The following is a 24,939-nucleotide window of genomic DNA, read 5'->3' on the forward strand; positions in this document are numbered from 1 at the left end:
AGCACCCGCAGCTAACGCCGGGCGCTTCCCGAAACTATGCCGGAACAAAACGTGATCGTCGCAAAGTATACCGCCGCCGTGACACCTGCAAACTTTGCCAAGACCCGGTTTGCAGGCGCCCGCCCGAAGGACCAGATTGCCGCCATGATCAAGGAAGAGACCAAACCGCACATTCTTGTGGTGGAGGACGCGCGCGACATCCGCGAGCCGCTGGCGCGCTATCTGCGCGACCAGGGCTACCGCGCGACGACCGCTGCCGACGCCGTCGCGGCGCGCAAGGTGATGAAGGGCTCGGCCATCGATCTCGTCGTGCTCGACATCATGATGCCGGGCGAGGACGGGCTGTCGCTCTGCCGCTCCATCCGGGAGACCTCGCAGATCCCGGTGATCCTGCTGACCGCCCGCGGCGAGGAGGTCGACCGCATCATCGGGCTCGAAATGGGCGCCGACGACTACATCCCGAAGCCTTTTTCGCCCCGCGAGCTGATCGCCCGGGTCGCCGCCGTGCTGCGCCGCACCCAGGCGCTGCCGCCGCGCCAGAAGCCGCCGGCCGCCGAGCGCATCCGCTTCGGCGAGTGGCTGCTCGACACCGGCCAGCGCGAGCTGATCGGCGGCGACGGCGTCGCCCTGCCGCTCTCCAGCGGCGAATTCCGGCTGCTCACGGCGCTCCTGGAGCGGCCCAAGATCGCGCTCACCCGCAACCAGCTTCTCGACCTGACCAAGGGCCGCGACGCCGACCTGTTCGACCGCTCGATCGACAATCACGTCAGCCGGCTGCGCAAGAAGATCGAGCCGGACCCCAAGAATCCGCGCTATATTAAGACCGTATGGGGTGGCGGATACATTTTCGCGTTGGATCCGGAAGTGCAATGACGTTGTGGCCGCGTACGCTGGGTGTCCAGCTCATCGTCGTCACCGCCGCGGCGGTGCTGATCTCCAATATTGCCGTCGCGGCCTGGTTCCAGCTCGGCAGCGAACGGATGAGCGAGCGCGATCTCAACGAGCGCCTGCTCGACCGGTCGGCGTCGACATCCACCTTGCTCGCCGCGATCCCCGCCAAGTCGCGCGAGAGCGCGGCCAATGCGATGAGCTCCGGCTTCTGGACGTTCACGCTGCACCACGGCAAGGCCGCGCAGCTTCCGATGGACGACGAAGAGATCAAGCTCGCCAATCGGCTGCGGGAGCTCCTGCCGGACGACAAGGCGAAGCTGCCCGTTTCGGTCAAGCGCGTCGTCGGCGCGCCGCCGGAGGACGGGCGGGCGCGGCCGCACAGCACACCCGGTCCCGCGACCCAGTTCGTCCTGCCGGTGGTCCGCGGCACCCAGCTTATCGCGACCTTCTATCACCAGCCCGCGCCGCCCTGGCCGACCGAGATCATCATCGCCGCTTGCATGGCGATCTTCGTGGCGTCCGCGGCGGCCGCCTATATTTCCAGCCGCGTCGCCCGTCCGCTGACCGCGCTGGCGGCCGCCGCCTCGGTCGCGGCCGGCGGCGGCACGGCGCCACGCGTGCCGGAGGAAGGTCCCGACGATGTGCGCAACGCGGCCGTCGCGTTCAACGCCATGACCGACCGCGTCTCGCGCACGATGGAGAGCCAGCGGCAATTGCTCTCCGCCGTCGGACACGACCTGCGCACCCCGATCACCGCGATGCGGATCAACCTGGAATTCATCGCCGACGACGAGCTGCGCGAGCGGCTGGAGACCAATCTGGCGGAGCTGCAGGCGCTGACCGAGTCGGTGCTGTCCGCGGCGCGCGGGGCCGGCGGCGAGTCCAAGCGCAATATCGACCTGTCGGCCCTGATCGAGAGCCTGTGCGCCGATCTCGACGATCTGGGCGAACCGGTGACCTGGCGGGCCCACGGACCGGCACCGATGGCCTGCCGGCCGGACGAAATCCGCCGGGCGGTGCGCAACCTGGTCGAGAATGCCGTCGCCTATGGACGCCGCGCCGACGTGCAGCTTCGCGAAACGCCGGCCGCCTATGAGATCGTCGTCGAGGACGAAGGTCCGGGCATTCCCGACGGCGAGCAGGCGCGGGTGTTCGAGCCCTTCGTGCGGCTGGAGAGTTCGCGCAACTCCGACACCGGCGGAACCGGGCTCGGCCTGACCCTCGTCAAGGCCATCGCGCACGGCCATGGCGGCGGCGTGTCGCTTGAAAATCGTCCGGAAGGCGGTCTTCGCGCGCGCCTCAGCCTGCCGCGGGAAGGCTTGTCGGCCGGCCTGCCCTCGCCCATGAAGAGCGAGAAGAGCTAAACTCGCGCGATGCAATTCGCGTTCATCCCCGTGGCCGAGGCCGAGGGCGCCATTCTCGCGCATGGCGTGCGCGCGGGCGGCAGGCGCTTGCGGAAGGGGCGCGTCCTCGCCGCGACCGATCTTGCCGACATTGCCGCGGCCGGGACCGCGACGGTCGCCATCGCCCGGCTCGAGCGCGGCGATATCGGCGAGGACGAAGCGGCGACGCGGATCGCGGCACGGATCGGCGGCGCCGGCGTGCGGACCGGCGCTGCCTTTACCGGCCGGGTGAACCTCTATGCCCTGAGCGACGGCCTCGCGGCGGTGGATGCTGCGGCGGTGGAGGCGCTCAACGCGATCGACGAGGCGGTGACGCTCGCCACCGTCGCGCCCTTCTCGCGGGTCGCCAAGGGCCAGATGGTGGCGACGGTCAAGATCATCCCCTTCGCCGCTCCGGGCGTGGCCGTCACCGCCGCCGAACGGCTCCTCGGGGCCGGCGGGGCGCCGGTGCGGGTTCATCCCTTCGCCGCCCACCGGGCTGCGCTGATCTCGACCATCCTGCCGGGCACCGGGCCGTCCCTGCTCGACAGGAACCGGACCGCCATCGCCGAGCGGCTCGCGGCGCTCGGTTCGGCGCTGGTCTCGGAACATCGGGTGGCGCATGAGGTGGAGGCGCTGTCGGCCGCCATCGCTGCCGCGGCGGATGCCGACCCGATCCTGGTCTTCGGCGCCAGCGCCATCACCGACCGGCGCGACGTCATCCCGGCCGCGATCGAGGCCGCCGGGGGAACGGTCACCCATTTCGGGATGCCGGTGGACCCGGGCAACCTGCTGCTCCTCGGCAGCCTCGAGGGACGCACGGTGATCGGCCTGCCGAGCTGCGCGCGCTCGCCCAAGCTCAACGGCTTCGACTTCGTCCTGTGGCGGGTTCTGGCCGGGCAGCCGGTCGGCCGGCGCGAGCTGGCCGGGATGGGGGTCGGCGGCCTCCTGACCGAGATCCCGTCGCGGCCGCAGCCGCGCGACGAGACGCCCGCCGAGGTCCCGCGCCTGCCGAAAATCGCGGCCATCGTGCTGGCGGCCGGGCTGTCGTCGCGCATGGGCTCCAACAAGCTTCTGGCAGAAGTGGACGGCAAGCCCTTGATCCGCCACGCGGTCGAGGCGGCGCTGAGCAGCGCCGCGGCATCCGTTGTGGTCGTGACCGGCAACGCCGGCGACGAGGTCCGCGAGGCGCTCTCCCCTCTCGCTCCCCTGTTCGTCGATAATCCCGATTTTTCAAAGGGTTTGAGCGCCTCGCTCAAGTGCGGCCTGAGGGCGCTGCCGGACGATTGCGACGGCGCCATCATTCTTCTGGGCGACATGCCGTGCACCTCTGCGGCGCTGATCGACAAGCTGATCGCGTCCTTCGATCCCTCGGAGGACCGCGCCATCTGCGTCGCGACGCGGCACGGCAAGCGGGGCAATCCGGTGCTGTGGGCGCGGCGGTTTTTCCCGGAAATGCTGGCGCTGGAGGGCGATGTTGGCGCCCGTCAACTCATCGGGCAGAACGCCGAACTGGTCTGCGAGGTCGAGGCCGGCGACGACGCGCCGCTCACCGATATCGATACGCCCGAGGCCCTTTCGGCCTATCGTGCCGCCAGAGAAGCCGTGAGCGTGAAATGAGCGACCCCCTCTACAAGCGCGAACTGCTCCGCCTCGCCGCGAACGCGACCGGCTCGGGCCGCCTGCCGGACCCCTGCGGCACCGGGACGGCCCACAACCCGACCTGCGGCGACAAGGTGGTGATGGATGTCGTCCTGGACGATGGCCGCATCCTGGCGCTGGCGCACCACACCATGGCCTGCGTGCTGACCCAGGCATCGGCGGCGGTCCTGGGCGCCTACGCCGCCGGCATGAGCCGGGACGAGGTCGAAACCTTGCATGCCGCGGTCAGCACCATGCTGGAGGGCGGCCCCACCCCGCACGCCCCGTTCGACTCCTATGCGGTGTTCGACGGCGTGGCCGATCACCCGGCCCGCCACAAATGCGTGCTCCTGCCGATCGAGGCGGCGCTGGCGGCATTCGACGTGTCAGAGGACGGCGAAGCGGCAGGCTAACGGACCGAGACGGAGGGTGTCGCCGCGGTCCAGCGTATTGCCGCAGCCGAGCCCGATCACCCTGCCCCGGCCGACCAGCGGATGGGTGAACGCCGCGTCCTCGCGGCCGAGATTGAAGATGCACAGGACGCGCGCGTCCCCGTGCGCGCGCGTAAAGGCCAGGACGGGCTTTTCGGCATCCAGGAAGGCGAGCTCGCCGAGCCGGAGGGCGCCATGCTTCTTCCGCTCGTGCAGGAAGTGCCGGGCGAATTCCAGCGGCGAGTCGGCATTGCCGGCCTGTTCGGACACGGCCAGGGCCCGGTGCGCCGGACCCATCGGCAGCCAGGGCGTGCCGCCGGAGAAGCCGAGATTCTTCGCGCCCGCCTCCCAGGGCATCGGCGTGCGGCAGCCGTCGCGGCCCTTGGCGATGGGATAGTAGAGGTCGCCGACCGGATCCTTGAGCTGGTCGCGGCGCAGATCGACTTCCGGCAGGCCCAGTTCCTCGCCCTGGTAGATCAGGGTCGTACCGCGCAGCGAACAGAGCAGCGCGAAAAGCAGCTTCGCGAGCGCCGGATCGCCGTCCGCGCCGCCGCCGAAGCGGGTTACGGTCCGGGTCACGTCGTGGTTGGAAAGCGAAACGCAGGGCCAATGGCGCGGAAATCGCGCCAGGTCCTCGAAGTATTTCCGGAAATAGGTCGGGGACAGCTTGCTCGCGATCAGGAGGCCGAACGTATAGCCGGCATGCAGTCCCTCGTCCGGGGCGAGATACGCACCCGAGCGCTCGAACTCTTCGGAGAATTCGCCGAAGACGAAGCGGTCGTCGAACGCGTCCACCGTACGGCGGATAACGTCGAGTTCACCGCGGTTCTCGAACAGGTTCGAGTCGTGCAGGTGATGCTGCATGTTCGCCGCATGCGACCAGTTATAGGCCGTGCGTTCGGCCGGGAGCACGGGCGGATTGTCGGTCAGGGCGGCGTCGTGGAGATAGGCATTGGCGACATCGAGGCGGAAGCCGTCGACGCCGCGGCTCAGCCACAGCTCCAGCACGTCGAGCGCGGCGCGTTTCGCGGCCGGCTCGGTCCAGCTCAGCTTGGGCTGCTGGCGCAGGAATTTGTGGTGATAGTATTGCCGCCGCTCCGGCCGGTAGGCCCAGGCCGGCCCGCCGAACACCGCCAGCCAGTTGTTCGGCACCGTGCCGTCGTCCTTCGGATCGGCCCAGACGTACCAGTCCTTCTTGGGACCGGCGGCATCGAGGCTGGCCTGGAACCAGGCATGCTCGTCGGAGGTGTGGCAGAGCACCTCGTCCAGGATGATCTTGAGCCCGCGGTCGTGCGCCGCCTTCAGCAGCGCCTCGAACTCGGCCAGCGTGCCGTAATCGGGGTGCACGCCCTCATAGTCCGAAACGTCGTAGCCCCAGTCGCGGTTGGGCGAAGGATGGATCGGCGACAGCCAGATCGCATCGACGCCGAGGCCCTGGATGTAGTCGAGTTTCGATTCGAGCCCGGCGAAATCGCCATGGCCGTCGCCATTGCCGTCGCAGAAGCTGCGGATATAGACTTGATAGACGACGGCGCCGCGCCACCAGGGGATATTCACGTTTCCTCCCCCGCTACGGCGGGGGAGGTGCTGAGCGAGCCCTTCGCGAGCGAAGCGGAGGGGGGCCGCCCAGTCGTGCCCCCTCCACCGCTTCGCGGTCCCCCTCCCCCGCTACGGCGGGGGAGGAAAGGGGTCGGCAACATTGCCCTTAAACCTCGCTCGCGCGGGCGACGACCTTGTGCACCAGGCCGTATTTCACGGCATCTTCCGCGCCCATCCAGAAATTGCGCTCGGTGTCCTTGACCACGCGCTCATAGGGCTGGCCGGTCTCGGAGGCGATCTCGCGGATCAGGCGCTCGCGCATCTTGATGATCTCTTCCGCCTCGATCGAGATGTCCGACGCCTGGCCGCGCACGCCGCCCAGCGGCTGGTGCAGCAGGAAGCGGGTGAACGGCAGGCAGAAGCGGTTCTCCTTCTTGGCGCCCAGGAAGATGTGCGCGCCGGCGGATGCGACCCAGCCCGTGCCGATCATCTTCACGCGCGGTCCGACGAAGCGGATCATGTCGTGGATCGTGTCGCCGGATTCGACATGGCCGCCCGGCGAGTTGACGATCACGCGGATGTCGCCGTCGCCTTCCGCCGCATAGGCGAGAAGCTGCGCGCTGACGCGCTCGGCCATCTTCATGTCGACTTCGCCGAAGATCAGCACCGTGCGCGACTTGAACAGCGCGTTCATCACCGGCGTCGACTGCGGGTCGGGCGCCTTCTTGTCGTTCTTTTCGTCTTCGTCTTCTTCGTCGAGGCGGCGCAATTGAGCTACTCCTGAAACGGTGGGGGAATCCGGGGCGCATACTACCCCCTCGAAGGCCAGCGTCCACGTCCTTTCGCGGCGTTAACGGCGGCAAAAAGCCTTATTTTTCCAGAGGTTTTCGCAAGCGGAACCCTAGTCAAGCCGGCGGCAGGGCGGCCATCGCGGCGCTCAAGGTGGGGCCGATCTCGTCGTGCAAGACCAGATCGGCATAGGGGTCCTGGTCGGTCGCCTCCCGGTTCAGGATGGCGAGCCTGGCGCCGGCGCGCTTGGCGAGCAGCGGAAATCCGGCGGCCGGGTAAACGACCAGCGAGGAACCGAGCACCAGCATCAGGTCGCAGGCCAGCGTCGCGCGCCGCGCCAGATCCATCTCCTTCTCCGGCATGGCCTGGCCGAAGGAGATCGTCGCGGTCTTCACGATGCCGCCGCAGAAGGGACAGGTGGGCGGCTCGCCGGCGCGGTCGAAATGGGCCCGGATGTCGGCAATCTCCATCCGGGCGCCGCAGGTCAGGCATTTGGCATAGCGCGTATTGCCGTGCAGCTCGATCACGCGATCCTCCGGCACGCCGGAATCCTGGTGCAGATTGTCGATGTTCTGGGTGATGACATGGGTAACCTTGCCGCGCCGCACCAGCTCGGCGACGGCCGCGTGGCCGGCGTTCGGCTTCACCGCGTTCCAGGTCTCCTCCATCTCGAACCGGCGGCGCCAGCTCTCGCGCCGCGCCTCGGCCGAAGCGACGAATTCGTCGAAATCGATCGGCATCATCTTGGTCCAGATGCCGCCGGGCGAGCGGAAATCCGGAATCCCCGATTCGGTCGAAATGCCCGCGCCGGTGAAAACCACGGCACGCCGCGCGGCGCCGAGCAGCGCCGCCAAATCGTCCGCACCCACGCTCATTCCCGCACCCTTGTCCCTGCGCCGCTCATATAGGAGGGGGGGGGACGGTCTTCCAGCATTGACCGCGATCAGTCACGCCTAGTGCGTCGCGCCGGCGCAATCGGCCTTGAGCCATTTGCCCTCGATGGCGCTGTTCATGGTCATGCCGCTCATCGCCATGGAGAACTGCGCCTTGTAGTGGGTGTCGCTGTCATAGGTCGTGCTGAAATGCCCGGTGCCTTCCATCTGGCCGTGACAGACCATGTCGGCGCTGACCGTTTGGCCGTCGTGACGGACATTCTGCATCTTGCAGGACGGGTTCTCGGAGGGCGGCGGCGCGTCGGAGTTCACCTGCTCGGCCGTCATGCAGAACGTGGCCGAATGGGTCTGTGGCGCCATATTGGCCATCCCGGGCATGTCCATCGTCACGGTGCTGGTGGTGGACCACAGTCCCACCTTTCCGTGACCTGCCAGCGCGGCGGACGGAACCAGGATGGCCGCCCCGATCCACGCGAAGTGCCTGCGCATTGCCGAATCCTCCCCAGAATCGCCGCGCGATTGTGCCACGGCCACGCCGTCCGCCGGAAGCGCGAAGGCGGCCAAGCCGATTCCATTTACGCGTGCATGGCCACCGAAGCATGGAAACGGTCGGCATGCTCGCTTTGGCCGTCACGGCGTGGCCCTCGCCAGGAACTGGCGGGCGTCGGCCGCCGATCGGACCGGCGCTTCCAATTGAACGAAATGGCCAGGCCCACGATAAACAACGATTTTCGGGTCTTGAAGGGCGTGTGCATAGTAACCCGCTCCCGCCGTCCGGTATGACGGATCGTCGGCGCCCCAGAGAATGAGAACCGGCATCTTGAGCGTCCCGATATGCCGTTCGATGGATTTGTCGTATTTCGCGGCCAGGAACATCCGCAAGGCACGCCGCTCGCGCTGCATCCGCGAAAAATCAAGGCGCCGGTCGATCATCCGGTCCGCCAATACCGCCTTGTTCGCGACGGCGGCGTTCAAGCCTCGCAAAATCGTCCGCCTCGGCATAAGCCAAGCCTTTGTCCGATCGGCAAAGGCCGCCGCCGTGTCGAAGACAGACATCGGCCGATCGTTCGTTTCGGACGGGCCGACGACGTCCACCGGAATCAATTTCGTTACACGCGCGGGGTTGCTCTCGGCAAATCGCACCGCAACGGCGCCGCCCAAGGAATTCCTGGCTATGGCGAACCGGCTTGTCCCCAGCTTGTCCATGAAGCAGCCCACAAAGGACGCCATGCCGCCAATCGAATAGTCGCCGTTCAAGGCGGTCGGTCCCGTCAGTCCATGGCCGGACAGGCGCCTACGGCGCAGGGATACGCGACCGCCCGCCAAGCCGCCGCCGCGCTCCGGGACCCGCAAGCCGCGATCGTACTCGTCTTGGGAGGCTGACGCCGGCCGCGATTGCTCGCTAAGCGGCCGCGGCCTTGCTTGTATCGATCATCGCCTGCACCAGGGGATGGAAGTGGCCGCGATAGCGCTTCTGCACCTCGCCGAGCCTCCAGTCGTTCTCGGTCAGGCGGACGCGGCAGATCGGGGAGCCGCAGGTGCAGTCCTCGGCATCGACCGTGTATTCGGACTCGTCGAAGTTCCAGGTGCCCTGGTCGAGCGTGATCTCCTCGCCCGTCGCGATGTCGCGTTTCGCCACCAGCACGACCTCGTCGGCCAGCCAGCTATTGGCGTCGCAGGAATGGTTGAGATTCTCGTCCAGGCTGGGCGCCGTGTCGCTTTCCGGCAGCGCCAGATAGGCATCTTCGCCGACCGCCCAGATCGAGCGCACGCGATAGGGGCCGTCGTCGGCTTCCGCCCGCGAGATCAGCGCGCCGCCGAATTCCATCAGCCGCTCGCCCTTCTTGAAGGGCTGCGCCGCGAACACGCCGTCATAGTGGATTTTCGACTCGCCATGGACCAGCTTGGGACTGACCCAGGTGCGGGAGAGATAGGTTTTCATGCGGGCCGTGCGACTCAGGAATCCCGCGGAGATGATAATCGGAGGCGGCGTTCCTGCCACGCCTTGTCAGGACGAGACGCGCAGAGTGCTCCGAAGGAGTGCGCTATGTTCCCCACGATCCTCGACTGCTTCGACGCGCCGCCCTGCGCCAGACATCTATCGCTCGACATCCTGGACGCGCGGCCGATCGACGGCTGGGTGCGCGTCCGCTTCGAGGCCCGCCCCGAATTCGCCAACGGCGCGGGCAATGTACAGGGCGGCTTTCTGACCGCCATGCTGGACGACACGATGGGCCCGGCCGTCCTCCTCATGACGGACGCCAAATTCCATCCGGTCACCATCGCGCTGACCGTGAACTTCCTCGGCCCCGCCAGGACCGGCCCGCTGATCGGCGAGGCCCAGGTGATTCAGCTCGGCAAGACGATTGCCTTCGTGGAGGCATGCCTGGGCGACGAGAGCGGCCGCGCCGTCGCGCGCGCCAGCGCGAGCGTCAAGCTCGTGCCATTCGAGAAGACCCGGCCTTAGCCGCCGGCCAAAGCAGCGTCCTCGAGATGCAGCTGCACACGCTTCTGGCCCTGCCATTCCTCGGCGCGCAGGCGGCCGGCGGCGTGGATGCGCTTGCCCCGACTGGCCAGAAGCGCCTTGCCGAGCGGCAGATCGGCGATGCGGAAGGCAATGGCGTCGAGCCGCGCGCCGTCGCCGCCCATCAGCCGCAGCCGGACATGGTCCTTGCCGACCGTGTCGGCGAACATGACCTGCGCGTCGGGGACGACCACGACGGGCTCCGCATTGCCCGCGCCATAGGGACCGGCCTGCGCCATCTCCTCTACCAGCGCGACCGTCGCGCCGGAGGGCGATATCGCGACGTCCAGTTCGAGCTCGCCCGCGAGATCGTGCGACGCATCGGCGAATTGCGCGGCGAGAAAGGCGCGGAAGCCCTCGACCTGTTCCGGCTTGAGACCGAAGCCCGCCGCCATGGCGTGGCCGCCGCCGCTCTCGATCAATCCGGCGTCGCGGGCGGCGCGGATCACGGCCCCGACATCCACGCCCGGCACCGAGCGCGCCGAGCCCCGGCCATAGCCGCCCTCGAAGCCGGCGACGAAGGCGGGCTTGCCGGTGCGCTCCTTGAGCCGTCCCGCCACGATGCCGACCACGCCGGCATGCCAGCCTTCCTGCGACGCGAAGACGAATGGCACGGCGGTGTCGGCCTCGGCATGCGCGACCGCCTCGTCGAGCATCATCTTTTCGAGTGCCTGGCGCTCGCGGTTGTGGGTGTCCAGCGCCAGTGCCAGTTCCTGCGCCGACGCCATGTCCCTGGCGGTCAGCAGCTCGACGCCGAGGCTCGAGCGCCCGACCCGGCCGCCCGCATTGATGCGCGGACCGAACAGAAAACCCAGCGTGTAAGACGTGAAAGGCGGCTGGATCTTGGCGACCTGCGACAGCGCGGCGAAGCCCGGCCGTTCGAGCTTGTTCAGGCGGGCGAGCCCGGCCCGCACGAAGGCGCGGTTGACGCCCGTCAGCGGCACGACGTCGGCGACGGTCGCGAGGCCGACCAGATCGGCGAACGCGCGAAGATCGGGCTCGGCGACGGCCTTTCGCGCATAGAAGCCGCTCTCGCGCAAAGCGCGGTTCAGCGCGACGACGAACAGGAAGGTGATGCCGGCGGCGCAGACATGGCCGAGTCCGGAGCTGTCGCCCGGCCGGTTCGGGTTGACATGGGCGAGCGCCGGCGGCGGCGTCTCCACCGCGTGGTGATCGAGCACCACGACGTCGAGCCCGGCGTCGCGCGCCACCGCCAGCGGCGCCGCCGCGCCGGCGCCGCAATCGACGGTGAGAACGAGGCCGATACCTTCCTCTTTCAGTCTGAGCAGGCCGGCCGCATTGGGGCCATAGCCCTCCGTCATGCGGTCGGGGATGTAGATCCGCGCCGCGACGCCGAGCGCCGCGAGGAATTCGCTCAAAAGGGCCGCCGAGGCCGAGCCGTCGACATCGTAGTCGCCCCACACCGCGATCTTCTCGCCGCCTTCGAGCGCGCGGAGGGCCCGCGCGACCGCCTTGTCCATGTCCTTCAGCGTGAGAGGCTCAGGCAGGAAGCGTTTCAGCGTCGGCGCGAGATAGTCGGCGGCGTCGCCCGCCGCGACGTGGCGCGCCAGGAGAAGCCGCGCCAGCGCCGGCGAGATATCGGCGCCGCGCGCGAAAGCCTGCACCACCGCCTCGTCGCCGGCGGCCAGGCGCCAGCGCCGGCCTGTGAAGGAGCGCGCGACCCCGAACGCCGCGTCGGGCGTCAGCGCGAGGGGCTCAGCGTTCATCCTTGATATGGCGGGCACGGATATGGCGCGCCTTGATCCAGCGCACGGTGCGCGTGGCCGAGCGCATCACCACGCTGTGCGTCGTGATGAATTCGCCGTCGTAATGCACGCCATCGAGCATCGAGCCGTCGGTCACGCCGGTCGCCGCGAACACGCAGTCGCCCGATGCCATGTCCGTCAGCGAGTATTTCCGCTTGAGGTCGGTGATGCCCCATTTCGCGGCGCGCTCGCGCTCGGAATCGTTGCGGAACACCAGCCGCGACTGCATCTGGCCGCCGACGCAGCGCAGCGCCGCCGCCGCCAGCACGCCTTCCGGGGCGCCGCCGGTGCCGAGATAGATGTCGATTCCCGTCGACGGATCGGTGCAGGCGATCACGCCCGCGACGTCGCCGTCGGTGATCAGCCGGATCGCGGCGCCGGTCTCGCGGATCTTGGCGATCAGCGCCTCGTGCCGCGGCCGGTCCATGACGCAGGCGGTGATCTCCTTGGCCGGCACGCCCTTCGCCTTGGCGAGGCGGTGGATGTTCTCCGCCGGTTCGGCATCGAGATCGATGGTGCCCTCGGGATAGCCGCCGCCGATCGCGATCTTGTCCATGTAGGTGTCGGGCGCGTTGAGCAGCGTGCCGGGCTCGGCCATCGCCATCACGGCCAGCGCATTGGCCATCGCCTTGGCGGTCAGCGTGGTGCCTTCCAGGGGATCGAGCGCAATGTCGACGGCCAAGCCGCCGGTGCCGACCTGCTCGCCGATATAGAGCATCGGCGCCTCGTCGCGCTCGCCCTCGCCGATCCGCACCGTACCCGAAATGGGTAGGGAGTTGAAGGCGATCCGCATGGCCTCGACAGCGGCATGGTCGGCGGCGTGTTCGTCGCCGCGGCCGATCTGCTGCGCGGCGGCAATCGCCGCGGCTTCGGTGACTCGGACCGCCTCGAGCGAGAAGGCGCGGTCGAGCGGACTGTGCTTGCCGGGCGAAATCGGCGCGTTTCGGGGATTCAAGCTGCCTCCATCGGAATCATGCACGGTCGCGCGCGCACCTTGTCGGAGGTGGCTATCGCCTTCAAGGCGCGTTCGACCGCAGCCTGCGAGGTTTCGTGGGTAATCATAACGATGGACACCGACCCGCCCGGGCTTCTGGCGCGCTGCACCATGCTGCCGATCGAGACCCGGGCCTCGGCCAGATGCCCGGCGATTTCGGCCAGGACGCCCGGCACGTCCAGGACCTCGAAACGCAGGTAATAGGCCGAGACCGCGGCGCCGGGGTCGGACGGCGTCAGCGGCTTGAGGGTCGCGGCCGGGCGGCCGAAGGCCGGGCCGTAGCTGCCGCGCGCGATGTCGACGAGGTCGGCGACCACCGACAGCGCGGTCGGCGCCTCGCCCGCGCCCCGGCCTTCGAAGAAATATCGCCCGGCCGGGCCGGCATTGGCCATCACCGCGTTGAACACGCCGTCGACATCGGCGAGCGGAGTCCCCGCCTTGACCATGGAAGGCTGCACGCGCTGGTCGATCCCCTGCGCCGTGCGGCGGGCGATGCCGAGCAGCTTGATGCGGAAGCCGAAGTCGCGCGCGAAGCCGATATCCTCCGGCGTGATGCCCTCGATACCCTCGACGGCGATGTTCTTCTGGTCGGGCACGGTGCCGAAGGCGAGGCTCGCCAGCAGCACCAGCTTGTGCGCCGTGTCGCCGCCACCGACGTCGAGCTTGGGATCGGCCTCGGCATAGCCGAGCGCCTGCGCCTCGGTCAGCACATCGGCGAAGCTGCGCCCCGTCGCTTCCATCTGGGTGAGGATGTAGTTGCAGGTGCCGTTCAGGATGCCGCGCACGGTCTCGACGCCATAGGCGACGAGGCTTTCGCGCAGCGCCTTGACGATCGGGATGCCGCCGGCGACCGCCGCCTCGAATTTGAGCGCGACGCCGTTCTTCTCCGCCAGCGCCGCCAGCCGCGCGCCGTGCTTGGCGAGAAGCGCCTTGTTGCCCGTGACGACATGCTTTCCGGCGCCGAGCGCGGCTTCCACCAGCGCCAGCGCGACGCCGTCTTCGCCGCCGATCAGCTCGACGACGACATCGGCATCCGAGCGGGCGAGCGCCGACGCATCGGCAATCCACGCAAACCTGGAGGCATCGAAGCCGCGATCCTTGGCCCGGTCGCGCGCCGAGACGGCGACGATCTCGAGCCTGCGGCCGACCCGCTCGGCGAGCTCGGGATCGGCCAGCGCCTTGACGACGCCGCCGCCGACCGTGCCCAGGCCGGCCATCGCGATCTTCAGGGGCTTCACTTCGCGGCTTCCAGGACGGAAGGCTCGTTGACGCGCAGCGAGAGGAACTTCTTCACATTGCGCGCCGCCTGGCGGATGCGATGCTCGTTCTCGACCAAAGCCACCCGTACGAAACCCTCGCCATATTCGCCGAAGCCGGTTCCCGGCAGGACGGCGACCTTGGCATGAATGAGCAACTGTTTTGCGAACTCCATGGAGCCCTTGTCGCGGTAGCTCTCCGGCACCGGCGCCCAGGCGAACATCGAGGCCGGCGGCGACGGGATGTCCCACCCTGCCCGCTTCATGCTCTCGACCAGCACATCGCGGCGCGACTTGTAGATGGCGCGGATCTCGTCGGCACAGTCCTGCGGCCCGTTCAGCGCGGCCGCCGCCGCGACCTGGATCGGCGTATAGGCGCCGTAGTCGAGATAGGATTTGATGCGGCCCAGCGCGTGGATCAGATGCTTGTTGCCGGCCGCGAAGCCCATGCGCCAGCCGGGCATGGCATAGGTCTTGGACAGCGACTGGAATTCGATCGCGATGTCCTTGGCGCCGTCGACTTCGAGGATCGAGGGTGGCGGGTCGCCGAAATAGATGTCGGCATAGGCCAGATCGCTGAGCACCCAGATCTCGTGCTTCTTCGCGAAGGCGACGATCTCCTTGTAGAAGTCCAGCCCCACCACCTGCGCCGTCGGGTTCGACGGATAGTTCACCACCAGCGCCAGCGGCGACGGCACGGAGTGCTTCACGGCGCGGCCCAGATTGCTCAGATATTCCTCCGGCGTGCGCGCCGGCACATGGCGGATGGCGGCGCCGGCCAGGATGAAGCCGAAGGCGTGGATCGGATAGGCCGGGTTGGGCACCAGCACCACGTCGCCCGGCGCGGTGATCGCCTGGGCGAGGTTCGCGAAGCCTTCCTTGGAGCCGATATTGGCGATGACCTCGCTCTCGGGATCGAGTTTCACGCCGAAGCGCCGCGCGTAGAAAGCGGTGTAAGCCTTGCGCAGGCCCTTGATGCCGCGGCTGGCGGAATAGCGGTTGGAGCGCGGGTCCCTGGCCGTCTCGATCAGCTTGTCGACGATGTGCTGCGGCGTGGGCATGTCGGGATTGCCCATCGAGAAGTCGATGATGTCCTCGCCCGCCCCGCGCGCCCGCGCCTTGAGGATGTTCACTTCCTCGATGACGTAGGGCGGCAGCCGCTTGATGCGGTAGAAGTCGGTTTGCATGGCCTTGGAACCTGATATCGCACGCGACGCAACGCTTCGCGAGGGGAGCATCACGGCAAAAAGGCCGCGCCGTCAATGTGGTTAGAGGGCTTTCTTCATCTGACGGCGGCCGCGCCGGCCGCCATGCGGGAGACGCAGAGCTTGCGCTTCCGATCGTCCATTTCCGGCGCCAGCACCACCTCCTGCAGAGTCAGCCTGCCGGTCCCCGCCGGGAGCCAGGAGATGTCGCGCTCGCCACCGGAATCGGCGATCCGGTAGCCCAGCGGCACGCGCGAGTCGCCGTCGGTGCCGCCGATGCGCTTGATCCGCTTCATGCCGTCGCGCAGCCCCGCCGCGTAGGCCGGACCGTTCGGATCGACGCCGGCGATGATGCCGTCCGCCGCACTCTTTTCGCGGTCGAAACCGGGATCGAAGGTGGCGATCTCCGTCGTCCGGACGGCGGCGCAGTCGCCGAACAAGTCCGTCGGCAGCAGGACCGTCTCGCCATCCTCGACAAAGTGCTTGAGGTCCGGGCCGAGGTCGGGACCGACATGCTCGTAGCTGGCGATGAAGTTCTCCGCCGCGTTCGGCTTGGCGCCGGCCGGGGCGCGCAGGAATCGGTCGCGTGCATCGAACATCACGGCATCGATATCGCTCCTCCCTGCCTTGCGCAGGCGTCCGTCCCAGAGCAGCGCCAGGAACATGCCGCGCTGATAAGGCAAGGTCTCGACGGCGGAATCCGTCCAGAACGCCTCCACGATCCGGCTGTTGGGCGCGTTGCGGACGGGCGAGTTGGCATAGGCGGCGAGCTTGTCGTTCAGGTCCGCGACGTAATCCTCCAGCGACCAGAGGCCGGCGCCCAGCAGGGTGCGGCCGGTATAGAATTCCGTGAACCCTTCGCTGAACCAGTAGTCGGCCGGCTCGCCGGGACCGTCGTGCATCGTGCCGATGCGGCTGGGAATCCAGCTATGCAGATGCTCATGGGCGATGATGCGCCGCAAGACCGCTTCGGTGGTGTCGGGCGTGCCATAGAGCGCAAAGCCGTCGCCGCGCCCGGTGCCGCCGCTGGAGCCCATGCCCAGCATCGGAAACAGCGTGACGAGATAGGGGCCCTTCAGGTCGCTGTGCCAGAACCCGCGCTGCACGGTCACGGTGCGGGCCAGCGTATCGGCGAATGCCGCCGTATCGAACGGCCAGGCGCCGCGCACCGCAAAGCCGAGCGTGCCGCCCGCCACGGGACGCCGATAGACCGTGACATCGGTGCCGCCAAGGAGGGTGCTCTCGACGATGTCGGTCACGGTTTTGGCGCCCGGCCGGTCGAGATCGGTGGCGACGGTCCAGCCTTTTCTTATCGCGCCCCATTTGAAGGCCGCGGGCCATAGATCGCCGCCCCGCGGCGTCGCGAAGATGAAATCACCCAGCGCGGCGAACCAGTTCGGGCGAACGACCGCACCCTTGTAGGGATTGCCGTCCTTGCCGTCGGGCTCGCCCGCATAGGCCGAATGGGCGATGTAGCGCAGCGTCACGGCCGCGCCCGGCGCGAAGGTCAGCACGCGGGTTTTCGGATCTGGCGCCGTCATCGTGGCGCCGTTCACAGCGAAGTCCGACAGAAACCGCCAGCGGTCCTTTTCCCCCATCGCCTTGTCGGGCAGATCGAGGGTGAGGCTTTTGCGTCGGTCACCCCGGAAGCGCAGCGTGACGGCGAGCCCGTCGGCGCTGGGCGTCAGCCGATAGGTCAGCGGCAGAGGCTCGTCGGCGGCGAGCGCGGACGGCGCCGGCCAGATCAGCAGGCCGGCAATCAGCAATCCCGCGAACGGCCGCAGCATCGCAGGCAGACCACTAGCCCTGGATGAAGATCTCCGCGCGGCGGTTGCCGGCTTCGCCTTCCGGCATCGATTCGAAATAGACCGGCTGGCTGTCGCCGACCGCCTCGACCAGGACGCGGCTGGCGGGCACGCCGTCACGGATGATCTCGGCCGCGACCGCGTTCGCGCGCTGCTGCGACTTCTCGAAGATCGCCACCAGGTGCTTTTCGACCGGCATGTTGGGCGTGCGGCTGGACGAATGGCCGATCACCTTGATGAAGCCGGTGGCGCCGCGCTGCTGGAATTGCGCGACCGCCGCCCGCACCTGCTCGCGGCCCGCGGCGGTCAGCCTGGTGCCATCGCCGGGGAACATCACGACCGCGGCCGGCGGCATGCCGGAGGCGTTGGCGTAGACGCTGGGCGTCGCAGGCGTGTTCAGCGCGTCGAGATTGGCGACCACCGATCCGCCCATGGTCTCGGGGCCGCCCATGGCGCGCGCCCTGCCGTGACGTAGCGGCGCGGCGGCCGCGACCGCGTCGCCGCCGGCGGGCGCCATAGGCCCGGTCGCGACGCCGGCATTGGCGGCGGTCTGCTGGTAGCGGGCGATGATCGGCTGCGCCACGAATTGCGAGACGGACCTGTCCAGCGCGGGGGCGGTGGACGGCTTGAAGCCGAGCTGAGCGTCCGACGCCAGGGTCGGCGCGGCGCCGGGGACACCGCCCGCGGACGCCACGGCCGGTACCGCCGGCTGCGTGCCGGGCGGCGGCGCGATGGGGGCCGAGGCCACAGCCGTCGCGGGCGCCGGAGTCGGTACGGCGCCACTATCCGACGGCGGCGGCGCCGCCGCGGACTGTACGGGCGCAGGTGTCGATGCGGGCGTCGTATCGCCGGCCGAAGGCGGCGCCGCGGGCGCGGGCTGCGGCGGAGACGCGTCGGCCACGGTCGCCGTTTCGGCGGCGGGCCCGGGCGGCGCGGCCGCCGGCTCGGTGCCGCCGCGCAGAGCATCGGCGCTGTAATTGGCGCGCGCGCGGTCGGCGGCGAGCGAATCGGCGACGTCCTTCTGCTCGTCGGGCGTGGTCGTGCCGCTCGGCTTGTCCGGCACGCTGGCCAGATCGGGCGTCGTCGGCGTCGCGGCGTCGGATGTGGCCCCCGGCGGCGTTGCGTCGGGCGGGAAACCGTTCTGGTCGGCGGGCGCCGATGCATCGCCGCCCACGACATCGTCATAAGCCGAATTGAGCGTCGAACACGCGCTTGTACCCAGCGCGAACACAAACACAGCCGCAAATCGCAATGCCGCTCTGGTCATGCCGTTCAACCTCAACCCAATCGGAATCCGTCAGGCTTCGGGTATACAGGCGCCGGCCCCACCTTCCAAGCGATACCGCCCGACAAATCCATGAAATCTTGTGGCAAATTCGCTCCTGGAGACCGATTCCGCTGCCTTGCCTGTGTGCAACGCCACGGGCTATCACACCGTCGACGCGAGCCGGTGACGACCATGCAGAAGAAGCTCGACGATTCGGGGAAGAGCGCCAAGCCTGACGAGCCCGCTATGGCGGCCGCCAGTCCCTATTCCATCGGCGATACCGGCGCGTTCGCCCGCAACATGATGCGCGTCGGGCAGCAATCGCAGAAGCTGCTGGGCGATTTCCTGAAACGGCAGGTCGACGGGGCCCGCGATCCGGTCGATCCGCTCAACATCGCCGAGCCGTTCCTGCTGCTGGTCAAGGCGATGGCGGCGCATCCGACGGCAATGGTCGAAGCCCAGTTCGAACTCTGGCGCGGCTTCCTGGGCCTGTGGGAGACCACGGCGCGGAAGATGCTGGGCGGCGAGGTCGAGCCGGTGGTGTCGCCCAAGCCCGGCGACAAGCGCTTCCGGGACAAGGACTGGCAGGAAAACCAGATCTTCGACTTCATCAAGCAATCCTACCTGCTGACCGCGAACTGGATGCAGGACACCGTCGCCAAGGTCGAAGGGATCGACGACGATACGAGGAAGCGCGTCGGCTTCTATACGCGGCAGTTCGCCGACGCGATCGCGCCCACCAATTTCATCCTGACCAATCCCGAAGTGTTGCGCGCGACGCTGCAATCCAACGGCGAGAACCTGGTCAAGGGCCTCGACAACCTCCTGGAGGACATCGAGCGGGGCAAGGGCCAGCTTTCCATCCGCCAGTCCGCCGACACGTTCGAGGTCGGCCGCAACATCGCGACCACGCCGGGCAAGGTGATCTTCCGCAACGAATTGCTCGAATTGCTGCAATACGAACCGACCACGGCGGAGGTCTATGAGCGGCCGCTGGTGATCTTCCCGCCCTGGATCAACAAGTTCTATATCCTCGATCTGCGGCCCGAGAACTCGTTCATCAAATGGCTGGTCGGCCAGGGCTACACGGTGTTCGTCGCCTCCTGGGTCAATCCCGACCGCCGCCTCGCGCAGGAGACGTTCGAAGATTACATGCGCAAGGGCATCTTCGCGGCGTTCGACGCGGTCGAACAGGCGACCGGCGTGAAGGACCCCAATGTGGTCGGCTATTGCATCGGCGGCACGCTCCTGACCGCGACTCTCGGCTACATGGCGGCGACGAAGGACAGCCGCGTCAACTCCGCGACCTTCTGGGCGGCGCAGGCCGATTTCAGCGAGGCGGGCGATCTCAAGATCTTCGTCGACGAGGCCCAACTCGAGGCCTTGCGCGAGCAGATGGAGAACGCGGGCGGCGTGCTCGAAGGCTCCAAGATGGCGACCACCTTCAACATGCTGCGCGCCAACGACCTCATCTGGTCCTTCGTCATCAACAACTACATGCTCGGCCGGCAGCCGATGCCGTTCGACCTGCTCTACTGGAATTCCGACACCACGCGCATGCCGGAGAAGACGCATCTTTTCTACCTGCGCGAGTGCTACAAGGAGAACAACCTCGCCCTGGGCAAGATGGTGCTCGGCGGCAAGACGATCGACCTCTCCAAGGTGAAGGTGCCGGTCTATCTGCAATCGGCGAAGGAAGACCACATCGCGCCCTACCGCTCGATCTTCAAGACGACGAAGCTGTTCAAGGGGCCGATCCGCTTCATCCTGGCGGGCAGCGGCCATATCGCGGGCGTGATCAACGCGCCGGCCGCCAAGAAGTACCAGTACTGGACCAACGACAAGATCCCCGACACGGTCGAGAAATGGATCGAAGGCGCCAAGGAGCATGCCGGCTCCTGGTGGCCCGATTGGGACAGGTGGCTGTCCAAGCTGTCGGGCAAGAAAATCCCCGCGCGCAAGCCCGGCGACGGCAAGCTCCCCGTCCTGGGCGACGCGCCGGGCGAATATGTGAAGATCAAGGCGCAGTAGCAAACTGTGCAGAAACGCCGGCGCGTGCGGCTTGCAAGCCGCGCGGTCGGGATCGCGCGCGACGTCTTCGACGTCCGCGTCGGGCCATGGCATTCGCAGATGCAAAGCACATTCAAATTCCGATCAAGTATTTGAAGATACTGATCAATCAATATTTGAAACATATTTCGGAGTATAAATACTATATTTGAACACTTAGACCTTTATTGCAATATCGATTTTGATAGACTGGAACTCCATTGAAGGAGGATTTGCCATGACCAATTCTGACGACAATAATTCCGAATCCCGCCGCGGTACCTTGAAAGCGCTCGGCGCGGGCGCCCTGGCCGTCGCGACAGCCGGCGTTGCCGGCGCCGGCCCCGCCGAGGCGGCGACCTTCGGCAGAGCGCGAAACATGAAGCTGAGCGAATTCCTGGCGCAGAAGCTGTCGCCCGATATCGAAGCCGTCTTGTCGAAGCTGAACGGCGGCTCGCTTATGGATTGCCACCGCCGGTTCTACGAGGCGACGGGCATCTGGTTTCCCGAACTGACGCCCGTGTTCGAACGGATGGACGCCGCCCTTGCGTTCAGGAGTCTCCCCGAGGGCGTGCACTGAGGCAGCGGCGAGTCCGGACGAGAGGCCGGGCTTGCCTGGCCGCTCGTCCTGCCGCCGGCCGGAAAGATGTCTTGTGGACCGCGAACCGTCGCAGCCGCCTCCCGGCCGCCGTGACAGCGCTACCGCCTGCGACGAGCTTCTCGCTTTCATGCAGCGGCGCTATCCGGCGGGATGCGAGCATTTCGAAAGTCTCGGGCGGCTGCTTTTGAACCACGCCGCGCCCGGCCTCGAGCGGGAGCTCGGACGGGGCGCCGAACGGTTTTGCCGCGAGCCGCTGCTTTTTTCGCACGGCATGGCGCGCGGGTCGGAACCGGAGCTTCGGCAAATCGCCTTTGGCGCATTGTTGCCGTCGCGACGGCCGGCCGCTCTTGCGGTGCGAACCGACAATTGCGGCCGTGTGCGCCTGCCAGGTCTCGGCGCGCTCGCCACGGCGGTGCCCGATGCCGAACTGCGTCTCGCCTGGAACAAGGCCGACGACAGCTACCGGCTGTCGCGCGAGGGTCGCGCTGTGTCCGGCCGGATGGAGAAGCTCCGGCGTCTTCACGGCGGCATCGACGTCGACTTCGGCCCGCATCCGGTGTTTTCGCGGCTCTGGCCCGGGGCGAGCGAAGCTGCCGGACCACCGCTCGGAGTGCCTCTGGCGTCATACGGCGCAGCGCTCGGCCGCGCGTGGCGGCTTATCGCGACCGTCTTCCCCGCGTATTGGCGGATGATTGCCGCGGTCACCCGCCGCGTCGTTCTCCTGGAAAATGTCGCGGTCAATTCCTTCGCGAGCAATGCGGCTTTCGGCGCGGTCTTCCTCAACATCACGGAGCACGGCGCCGACGAGGTCTTTTTCATCGAGGATCTCGTCCACCAATGCGGGCATGTCCTGTTCAACGCCGCCACCCATGATGTGGGCGACTATCTCGCCGTGGCGCCGGATGCCGTCCTGCCGCACGATCCCGGCGACGGCAGCGAATCCCGCACGGTTTACGGCGCGCTGCACGGCCTGTTCACCGAAGCGGTCATGAATGCCTGCTTCGAGCGCTGCGTCGCCGCCGGCCTCTTCGCAGGCCGGCAAGCCCACGAACTGATGGGCCGCTATGCCCTGATCTATCGCCGCTTCAACTACGACCTCATCGCCCTGCGCCAGCCGGCGCTGTATACGACCCAGGGCGCGCAGATCTACGATCACTGCCGCCGGGTGTTCGAGGAGATCTATCGCGGCCGCGGCGATGCCCTGCTCGGTCACGATTACTCCGGCCAACCCTACAGCTTCAACTACCGGATCTACCGCGCCAACAATCCGCCCGCCCGCCGGCAGCCGGCGCGCCGGGCGGCGATCGCGTAGCAGCGGCGCGCACGGCCATGCGGGAGCTTCACACCCTCAGCGCGATCGGCTTCGGCGGCTATCGAATTACCCAACGGTCCGCCGAGCACCGCGCCGCGCTGATCGGCGCCTTGCGCAGCGGCTGCACGCTGATCGACACCGCCTCGAACTACGCCGCCGGCGAGTCCGAGCAGTTGATCGGCGCCGTCCTGGACGACTTTCCCGATTTCGATCCCTTCGTCGTCACCAAGGCAGGGTATGTCGGTGCCGAAAATCTCGACTATTTCCATGGGCCCGGCTCGCGGCTTGCCGCGTCCGAGATCGTGAAAGTCAGCGACGATTCCTATCATTGCCTGCATCCGGATTTTCTCCGTGCGCAAATCGACCGGTCGCTGGCAAATCTTCGGCGCAAGACCGTGGACGGCTTCCTGCTTCACAACCCCGAGTACCACTTCCGCACGGATGCTTCGGTCTACGATCGGATCGAGCGCGCATTCTGCCTGCTTGAAGAAAAGGTGGCCGCGGGGACGGTGCGGTACTACGGCGTCAGCTCGAACACGCTCGCGCCGCGCGATCGACCCGATGCGCTGCAGATCGACGAGCTGCTGAAGATCGCCGCGCGCGTGGCGGCCAATCACCATTTTCGGCTTGTCCAGTTTCCCTTCAATCTCCTGGAATTCCAGCCCGCCACGGAAAGTGGAGGTCGAGAGAGCCTGATCGGCTACGCGCGCCGCAACGGGCTGAGGACGTTCGCCAATCGTCCTTTGAACGCGCGCATCGGAGCAAGGCGGGTGCGTCTGGCGCGAACGGACGCCTCGGGATTTGCGCTTGACCGAGATGTGGCGATCGAGGGTCTCGTCGCAACGCTCGACGCCCGCTTGGCAGCGATGGAAATCGACGGCAGCGCTGCGGACATTCCTGCCATCCGCCACCTGCGGGAACGCTGGGCGGATCTGGACACAAGCGAGATCGTCGCCGACGTCTTCGAAAAAGCCGTGTATCCGGCGGTCGCGCTTTTGTTCGACGGCGATCTGCCCGACCATGTCCGGCAATCGGTGCGCGCGGTGGAGGCGAGCGCCCTGCGCTCGGCGCAATCATCGATGAACGCGGCGACTCTTCAAATGCGCGACGCGCTCGCCGCGCAAGGCGTCATTCGCACGAACGACGATCGCGCTCTGGACGTCATCGCCTGCGACAGCCTCCTCAAGGCCAAGGTCGATCATGTCCTCGTCGGGATGCGCCGACCCGCTTATGTGGATTCCCTGAGCGGCCTATTCTGACCGGGTCCGGTCGAGCCGACGCATCGCGCCTGCGACCGCCACGCTTGCCGCGTCGCCGCGCTCTTCGAGGCCGCGGACCGCGCCAGCGAAATCCTCCGGCTTCGCGTTCTGCGAGAGCTTGAACTTGCCTTCCAATGTCTCGAAGCGCAGCGAGAAACCGACGATGGCCCTCAGCAGCATCGCCATGCGCTCCGCGGGCACTTTGTCGACGGTCCAGGGCTTCTTCGGTGCGAGTTTCGCCTCCTCTGCCGCCGACAGATCGACCAGCAGCGCAGTCAGCGCCGGCTCGTCGAGGCGGCGTGCAACGCCCTCCCCCTCCACGGCGCTGTAATTCCAGGTCGGCACCATCGTCTTGGTCTCGTACCAACCCGGCGAGATGTAAGCGTGCGCGCCCAGGAAGGAGAGCCTGAGCCGAGCGCCGTCGGCCCGCGCCATCGGATTGTTCGCCGCGAGATGGAAGCGTACGCCCTCCGCATCCAGGACGACGGGCGCATAGGCGAGTTGCACCGCGCCGTCCCGCGTCAGCGCAATCGTCGCGAAGGGCTGGGCGCGGATGAAAGCATCGAGCGCTTGCCGCTCGTCGACGGCGGCCGGGCGGTACATCAATCGGCTCCCATCCAATAACGATCGAGCGGCGACGCGGCGGACAGATCGCGCGTCTCGCGGACCGTGGCGATGGAGGAATGGCACTGCCAGCAGACCTGCAGCGTGCGCCGGGGCGCGCCGCTCTCATTGCGCAGGCCCGAATGCACCAGCCTTCCGTGAAAGATCAGCACATCGCCCGGATCGCCCTCGGCCACGATCTCGCGCGGATGCATGACGTGCCGGCTGTAGTCGTTCATCTCGCCCGCCTCGAAATGCGTGCCCGGGACGAGCCGCGTCGCGCCATTCGCCGCGCCGAAGGGATCTAGAAATCCCAGCCCCACGACGATGCCCGGCACCGCGCCGTCGTCCGGCCAGTCGCGATGCAATAGCTGATAGCCGCCGCCCGGGCTCGGGTCGCGACCCTGCACGCCCTTGAAGAAGAAGCGCTCTTTCAGCACATGGAACGCCGCCGCCAGAAGCGGCGGCGAGAGGCAGACGCGGCGCACCGCCGCGTCGTTCTCGAGCATCGCATGGCGCGTGCCGTGCTCGCGCGGAGCCGGCCATCGATCGGGCGCCAGCACCGCCGCTTCGAACCGCGCGCGCAGATCGTCCAGGCACTCCGCCGGGATGGCGCCGCGCAGCACGACATAGCCGTCGTCGTCGAGCGCGCGGGCGTCGGCCGGGGAGAGCGTCGCCGCCGTCACGCCGGCCTGCGCCAGGGCCTCCTCGACGGAGCCGATCGCCATGGCC

The 24,939-nt window shown here is 67.7% G+C and carries 23 protein-coding genes; 9 read left to right on the plus strand and 14 right to left on the minus strand.

Annotation, left to right across the window (positions count from 1 at the left end; translation table 11 throughout):
• Positions 1-51 precede the first annotated feature (51 nt).
• From WDN01_06845 to WDN01_06860, 4 genes are read left to right on the plus strand one after another with little or no spacing between them, the layout of a single operon-like run.
• Positions 52-873, plus strand: coding sequence for a response regulator (locus tag WDN01_06845; protein MEJ0025726.1), 822 nt, complete (start codon positions 52-54; stop codon positions 871-873).
• A complete protein-coding gene (locus WDN01_06850; protein MEJ0025727.1) occupies positions 870-2,255 on the plus strand; it encodes an ATP-binding protein in 1,386 nt (461 codons plus the stop codon). The genes WDN01_06845 and WDN01_06850 overlap by 4 nt, the downstream gene beginning before the upstream one ends.
• Before the next feature lie 9 nt (positions 2,256-2,264).
• Positions 2,265-3,893: a molybdopterin-binding/glycosyltransferase family 2 protein gene (locus WDN01_06855; GenBank protein ID MEJ0025728.1), complete on the plus strand. Its 1,629-nt coding sequence runs from the start codon at positions 2,265-2,267 to the stop codon at positions 3,891-3,893.
• Positions 3,890-4,327, plus strand: a complete 438-nt coding sequence (locus WDN01_06860) for an iron-sulfur cluster assembly scaffold protein (protein MEJ0025729.1) — start codon at positions 3,890-3,892, stop codon at positions 4,325-4,327. Before WDN01_06855 ends, WDN01_06860 begins: the two co-directional genes overlap by 4 nt.
• Here WDN01_06860 and WDN01_06865 read toward each other — a convergent pair.
• The 6 genes from WDN01_06865 to WDN01_06890 form a co-directional block, all read right to left on the minus strand.
• Positions 4,301-5,902, minus strand: a complete 1,602-nt coding sequence (locus WDN01_06865) for an alpha-amylase family glycosyl hydrolase (GenBank protein MEJ0025730.1) — start codon at positions 5,900-5,902, stop codon at positions 4,301-4,303. The genes WDN01_06860 and WDN01_06865 overlap by 27 nt on opposite strands.
• Positions 5,903-6,050: 148 nt before the next feature.
• A complete protein-coding gene (locus WDN01_06870) occupies positions 6,051-6,653 on the minus strand; it encodes an ATP-dependent Clp protease proteolytic subunit (GenBank protein MEJ0025731.1) in 603 nt (200 codons plus the stop codon).
• Positions 6,654-6,789: 136 nt separating this feature from the next.
• On the minus strand, positions 6,790-7,548 hold the full coding sequence (locus tag WDN01_06875) for a Sir2 family NAD-dependent protein deacetylase (GenBank protein ID MEJ0025732.1): 759 nt from the start codon (positions 7,546-7,548) through the stop codon (positions 6,790-6,792).
• A gap of 78 nt (positions 7,549-7,626) precedes the next feature.
• Positions 7,627-8,055, minus strand: a complete 429-nt coding sequence (locus WDN01_06880) for a DUF3617 domain-containing protein (GenBank protein MEJ0025733.1) — start codon at positions 8,053-8,055, stop codon at positions 7,627-7,629.
• A 141-nt stretch (positions 8,056-8,196) separates the two neighbouring features.
• Positions 8,197-8,919, minus strand: coding sequence for an alpha/beta fold hydrolase (locus WDN01_06885; protein MEJ0025734.1), 723 nt, complete (start codon positions 8,917-8,919; stop codon positions 8,197-8,199).
• Positions 8,920-8,968: 49 nt separating this feature from the next.
• Positions 8,969-9,508, minus strand: a complete 540-nt coding sequence (locus WDN01_06890; protein MEJ0025735.1) for an SET domain-containing protein — start codon at positions 9,506-9,508, stop codon at positions 8,969-8,971.
• Between the two features lie 105 nt (positions 9,509-9,613).
• Between WDN01_06890 and WDN01_06895 the strand changes: the two genes are divergently transcribed.
• Positions 9,614-10,033, plus strand: a complete 420-nt coding sequence (locus tag WDN01_06895) for a PaaI family thioesterase (GenBank protein MEJ0025736.1) — start codon at positions 9,614-9,616, stop codon at positions 10,031-10,033.
• On the opposite strand, the gene recJ is transcribed toward WDN01_06895, so the two are convergent.
• From recJ to WDN01_06925, 6 genes are all read right to left on the minus strand, one after another.
• Positions 10,030-11,817: a single-stranded-DNA-specific exonuclease RecJ gene (recJ, locus tag WDN01_06900; protein ID MEJ0025737.1), complete on the minus strand. Its 1,788-nt coding sequence runs from the start codon at positions 11,815-11,817 to the stop codon at positions 10,030-10,032. The two genes, WDN01_06895 and recJ, sit on opposite strands and share 4 nt — an antisense overlap.
• The gene (glpX, locus tag WDN01_06905; protein MEJ0025738.1) at positions 11,807-12,811 is read right to left on the minus strand and encodes a class II fructose-bisphosphatase; all 1,005 of its coding nucleotides are present in this window, start codon (positions 12,809-12,811) and stop codon (positions 11,807-11,809) included. Before glpX ends, recJ begins: the two co-directional genes overlap by 11 nt.
• Positions 12,808-14,088 carry a homoserine dehydrogenase gene (locus WDN01_06910; protein ID MEJ0025739.1) on the minus strand — a complete coding sequence of 427 codons (1,281 nt, stop codon included), beginning with the start codon at positions 14,086-14,088 and terminating at the stop codon, positions 12,808-12,810. The genes glpX and WDN01_06910 overlap by 4 nt, the downstream gene beginning before the upstream one ends.
• Positions 14,085-15,293: an LL-diaminopimelate aminotransferase gene (locus WDN01_06915; GenBank protein MEJ0025740.1), complete on the minus strand. Its 1,209-nt coding sequence runs from the start codon at positions 15,291-15,293 to the stop codon at positions 14,085-14,087. The genes WDN01_06910 and WDN01_06915 overlap by 4 nt, the downstream gene beginning before the upstream one ends.
• 95 nt (positions 15,294-15,388) lie before the next feature.
• Entirely contained in the window at positions 15,389-17,098 is a 1,710-nt protein-coding gene (locus WDN01_06920) for a hypothetical protein (protein MEJ0025741.1), read from the minus strand.
• Positions 17,099-17,111: 13 nt separating this feature from the next.
• Entirely contained in the window at positions 17,112-18,383 is a 1,272-nt protein-coding gene (locus tag WDN01_06925; GenBank protein MEJ0025742.1) for an OmpA family protein, read from the minus strand.
• Positions 18,384-18,575: 192 nt separating this feature from the next.
• Here WDN01_06925 and phaC point away from each other — a divergent pair, with 192 nt between their 5' ends.
• The 4 genes from phaC to WDN01_06945 all read left to right on the plus strand — a co-directional run bounded on the left by phaC (position 18,576) and on the right by WDN01_06945 (position 23,604).
• Complete coding sequence (gene phaC / locus WDN01_06930; GenBank protein ID MEJ0025743.1) at positions 18,576-20,414, plus strand: class I poly(R)-hydroxyalkanoic acid synthase; 1,839 nt, start codon at positions 18,576-18,578, stop codon at positions 20,412-20,414.
• Between the two features lie 256 nt (positions 20,415-20,670).
• Positions 20,671-21,012, plus strand: coding sequence for a hypothetical protein (locus tag WDN01_06935; GenBank protein ID MEJ0025744.1), 342 nt, complete (start codon positions 20,671-20,673; stop codon positions 21,010-21,012).
• Between the two features lie 397 nt (positions 21,013-21,409).
• Positions 21,410-22,345, plus strand: a complete 936-nt coding sequence (locus WDN01_06940) for a hypothetical protein (GenBank protein MEJ0025745.1) — start codon at positions 21,410-21,412, stop codon at positions 22,343-22,345.
• Positions 22,346-22,362: 17 nt separating this feature from the next.
• Positions 22,363-23,604, plus strand: a complete 1,242-nt coding sequence (locus tag WDN01_06945; protein MEJ0025746.1) for an aldo/keto reductase — start codon at positions 22,363-22,365, stop codon at positions 23,602-23,604.
• Here WDN01_06945 and WDN01_06950 read toward each other — a convergent pair.
• Together WDN01_06950 and WDN01_06955 are read right to left on the minus strand one after the other, a co-directional pair.
• On the minus strand, positions 23,596-24,207 hold the full coding sequence (locus WDN01_06950; protein MEJ0025747.1) for an FMN-binding negative transcriptional regulator: 612 nt from the start codon (positions 24,205-24,207) through the stop codon (positions 23,596-23,598). The two genes, WDN01_06945 and WDN01_06950, sit on opposite strands and share 9 nt — an antisense overlap.
• Positions 24,207-24,935 (minus strand): phytanoyl-CoA dioxygenase family protein, encoded by a 729-nt coding sequence (locus WDN01_06955; GenBank protein ID MEJ0025748.1) that lies wholly within the window; start codon positions 24,933-24,935, stop codon positions 24,207-24,209. Before WDN01_06955 ends, WDN01_06950 begins: the two co-directional genes overlap by 1 nt.
• Between the last annotated feature and the right edge of the window lie 4 nt (positions 24,936-24,939).

The sequence above is a fragment of the Rhizomicrobium sp. genome, assembly GCA_037200985.1.
GTDB lineage: Bacteria > Pseudomonadota > Alphaproteobacteria > Micropepsales > Micropepsaceae > Rhizomicrobium.

Bases quoted from the DNA above. Each gene is read 5' to 3' on its own strand.
- WDN01_06850 (MEJ0025727.1), top strand. From the start codon at position 870: ATGACGTTGTGGCCGCGTACGCTGGGTGTCCAGCTCATCGTCGTCACC.
- WDN01_06855 (MEJ0025728.1), top strand. From the start codon at position 2,265: ATGCAATTCGCGTTCATCCCCGTGGCCGAGGCCGAGGGCGCCATTCTC.
- WDN01_06860 (MEJ0025729.1), top strand. From the start codon at position 3,890: ATGAGCGACCCCCTCTACAAGCGCGAACTGCTCCGCCTCGCCGCGAAC.
- WDN01_06875 (MEJ0025732.1), bottom strand. From the start codon at position 7,548: ATGAGCGTGGGTGCGGACGATTTGGCGGCGCTGCTCGGCGCCGCGCGG.
- WDN01_06880 (MEJ0025733.1), bottom strand. From the start codon at position 8,055: ATGCGCAGGCACTTCGCGTGGATCGGGGCGGCCATCCTGGTTCCGTCC.
- WDN01_06890 (MEJ0025735.1), bottom strand. From the start codon at position 9,508: ATGAAAACCTATCTCTCCCGCACCTGGGTCAGTCCCAAGCTGGTCCAT.
- WDN01_06895 (MEJ0025736.1), top strand. From the start codon at position 9,614: ATGTTCCCCACGATCCTCGACTGCTTCGACGCGCCGCCCTGCGCCAGA.
- recJ (MEJ0025737.1), bottom strand. From the start codon at position 11,817: ATGAACGCTGAGCCCCTCGCGCTGACGCCCGACGCGGCGTTCGGGGTC.
- WDN01_06915 (MEJ0025740.1), bottom strand. From the start codon at position 15,293: ATGCAAACCGACTTCTACCGCATCAAGCGGCTGCCGCCCTACGTCATC.
- WDN01_06920 (MEJ0025741.1), bottom strand. From the start codon at position 17,098: ATGCTGCGGCCGTTCGCGGGATTGCTGATTGCCGGCCTGCTGATCTGG.
- WDN01_06925 (MEJ0025742.1), bottom strand. From the start codon at position 18,383: ATGACCAGAGCGGCATTGCGATTTGCGGCTGTGTTTGTGTTCGCGCTG.
- phaC (MEJ0025743.1), top strand. From the start codon at position 18,576: ATGCAGAAGAAGCTCGACGATTCGGGGAAGAGCGCCAAGCCTGACGAG.
- WDN01_06935 (MEJ0025744.1), top strand. From the start codon at position 20,671: ATGACCAATTCTGACGACAATAATTCCGAATCCCGCCGCGGTACCTTG.
- WDN01_06945 (MEJ0025746.1), top strand. From the start codon at position 22,363: ATGCGGGAGCTTCACACCCTCAGCGCGATCGGCTTCGGCGGCTATCGA.
- WDN01_06950 (MEJ0025747.1), bottom strand. From the start codon at position 24,207: ATGTACCGCCCGGCCGCCGTCGACGAGCGGCAAGCGCTCGATGCTTTC.
- WDN01_06955 (MEJ0025748.1), bottom strand. From the start codon at position 24,935: ATGGCGATCGGCTCCGTCGAGGAGGCCCTGGCGCAGGCCGGCGTGACG.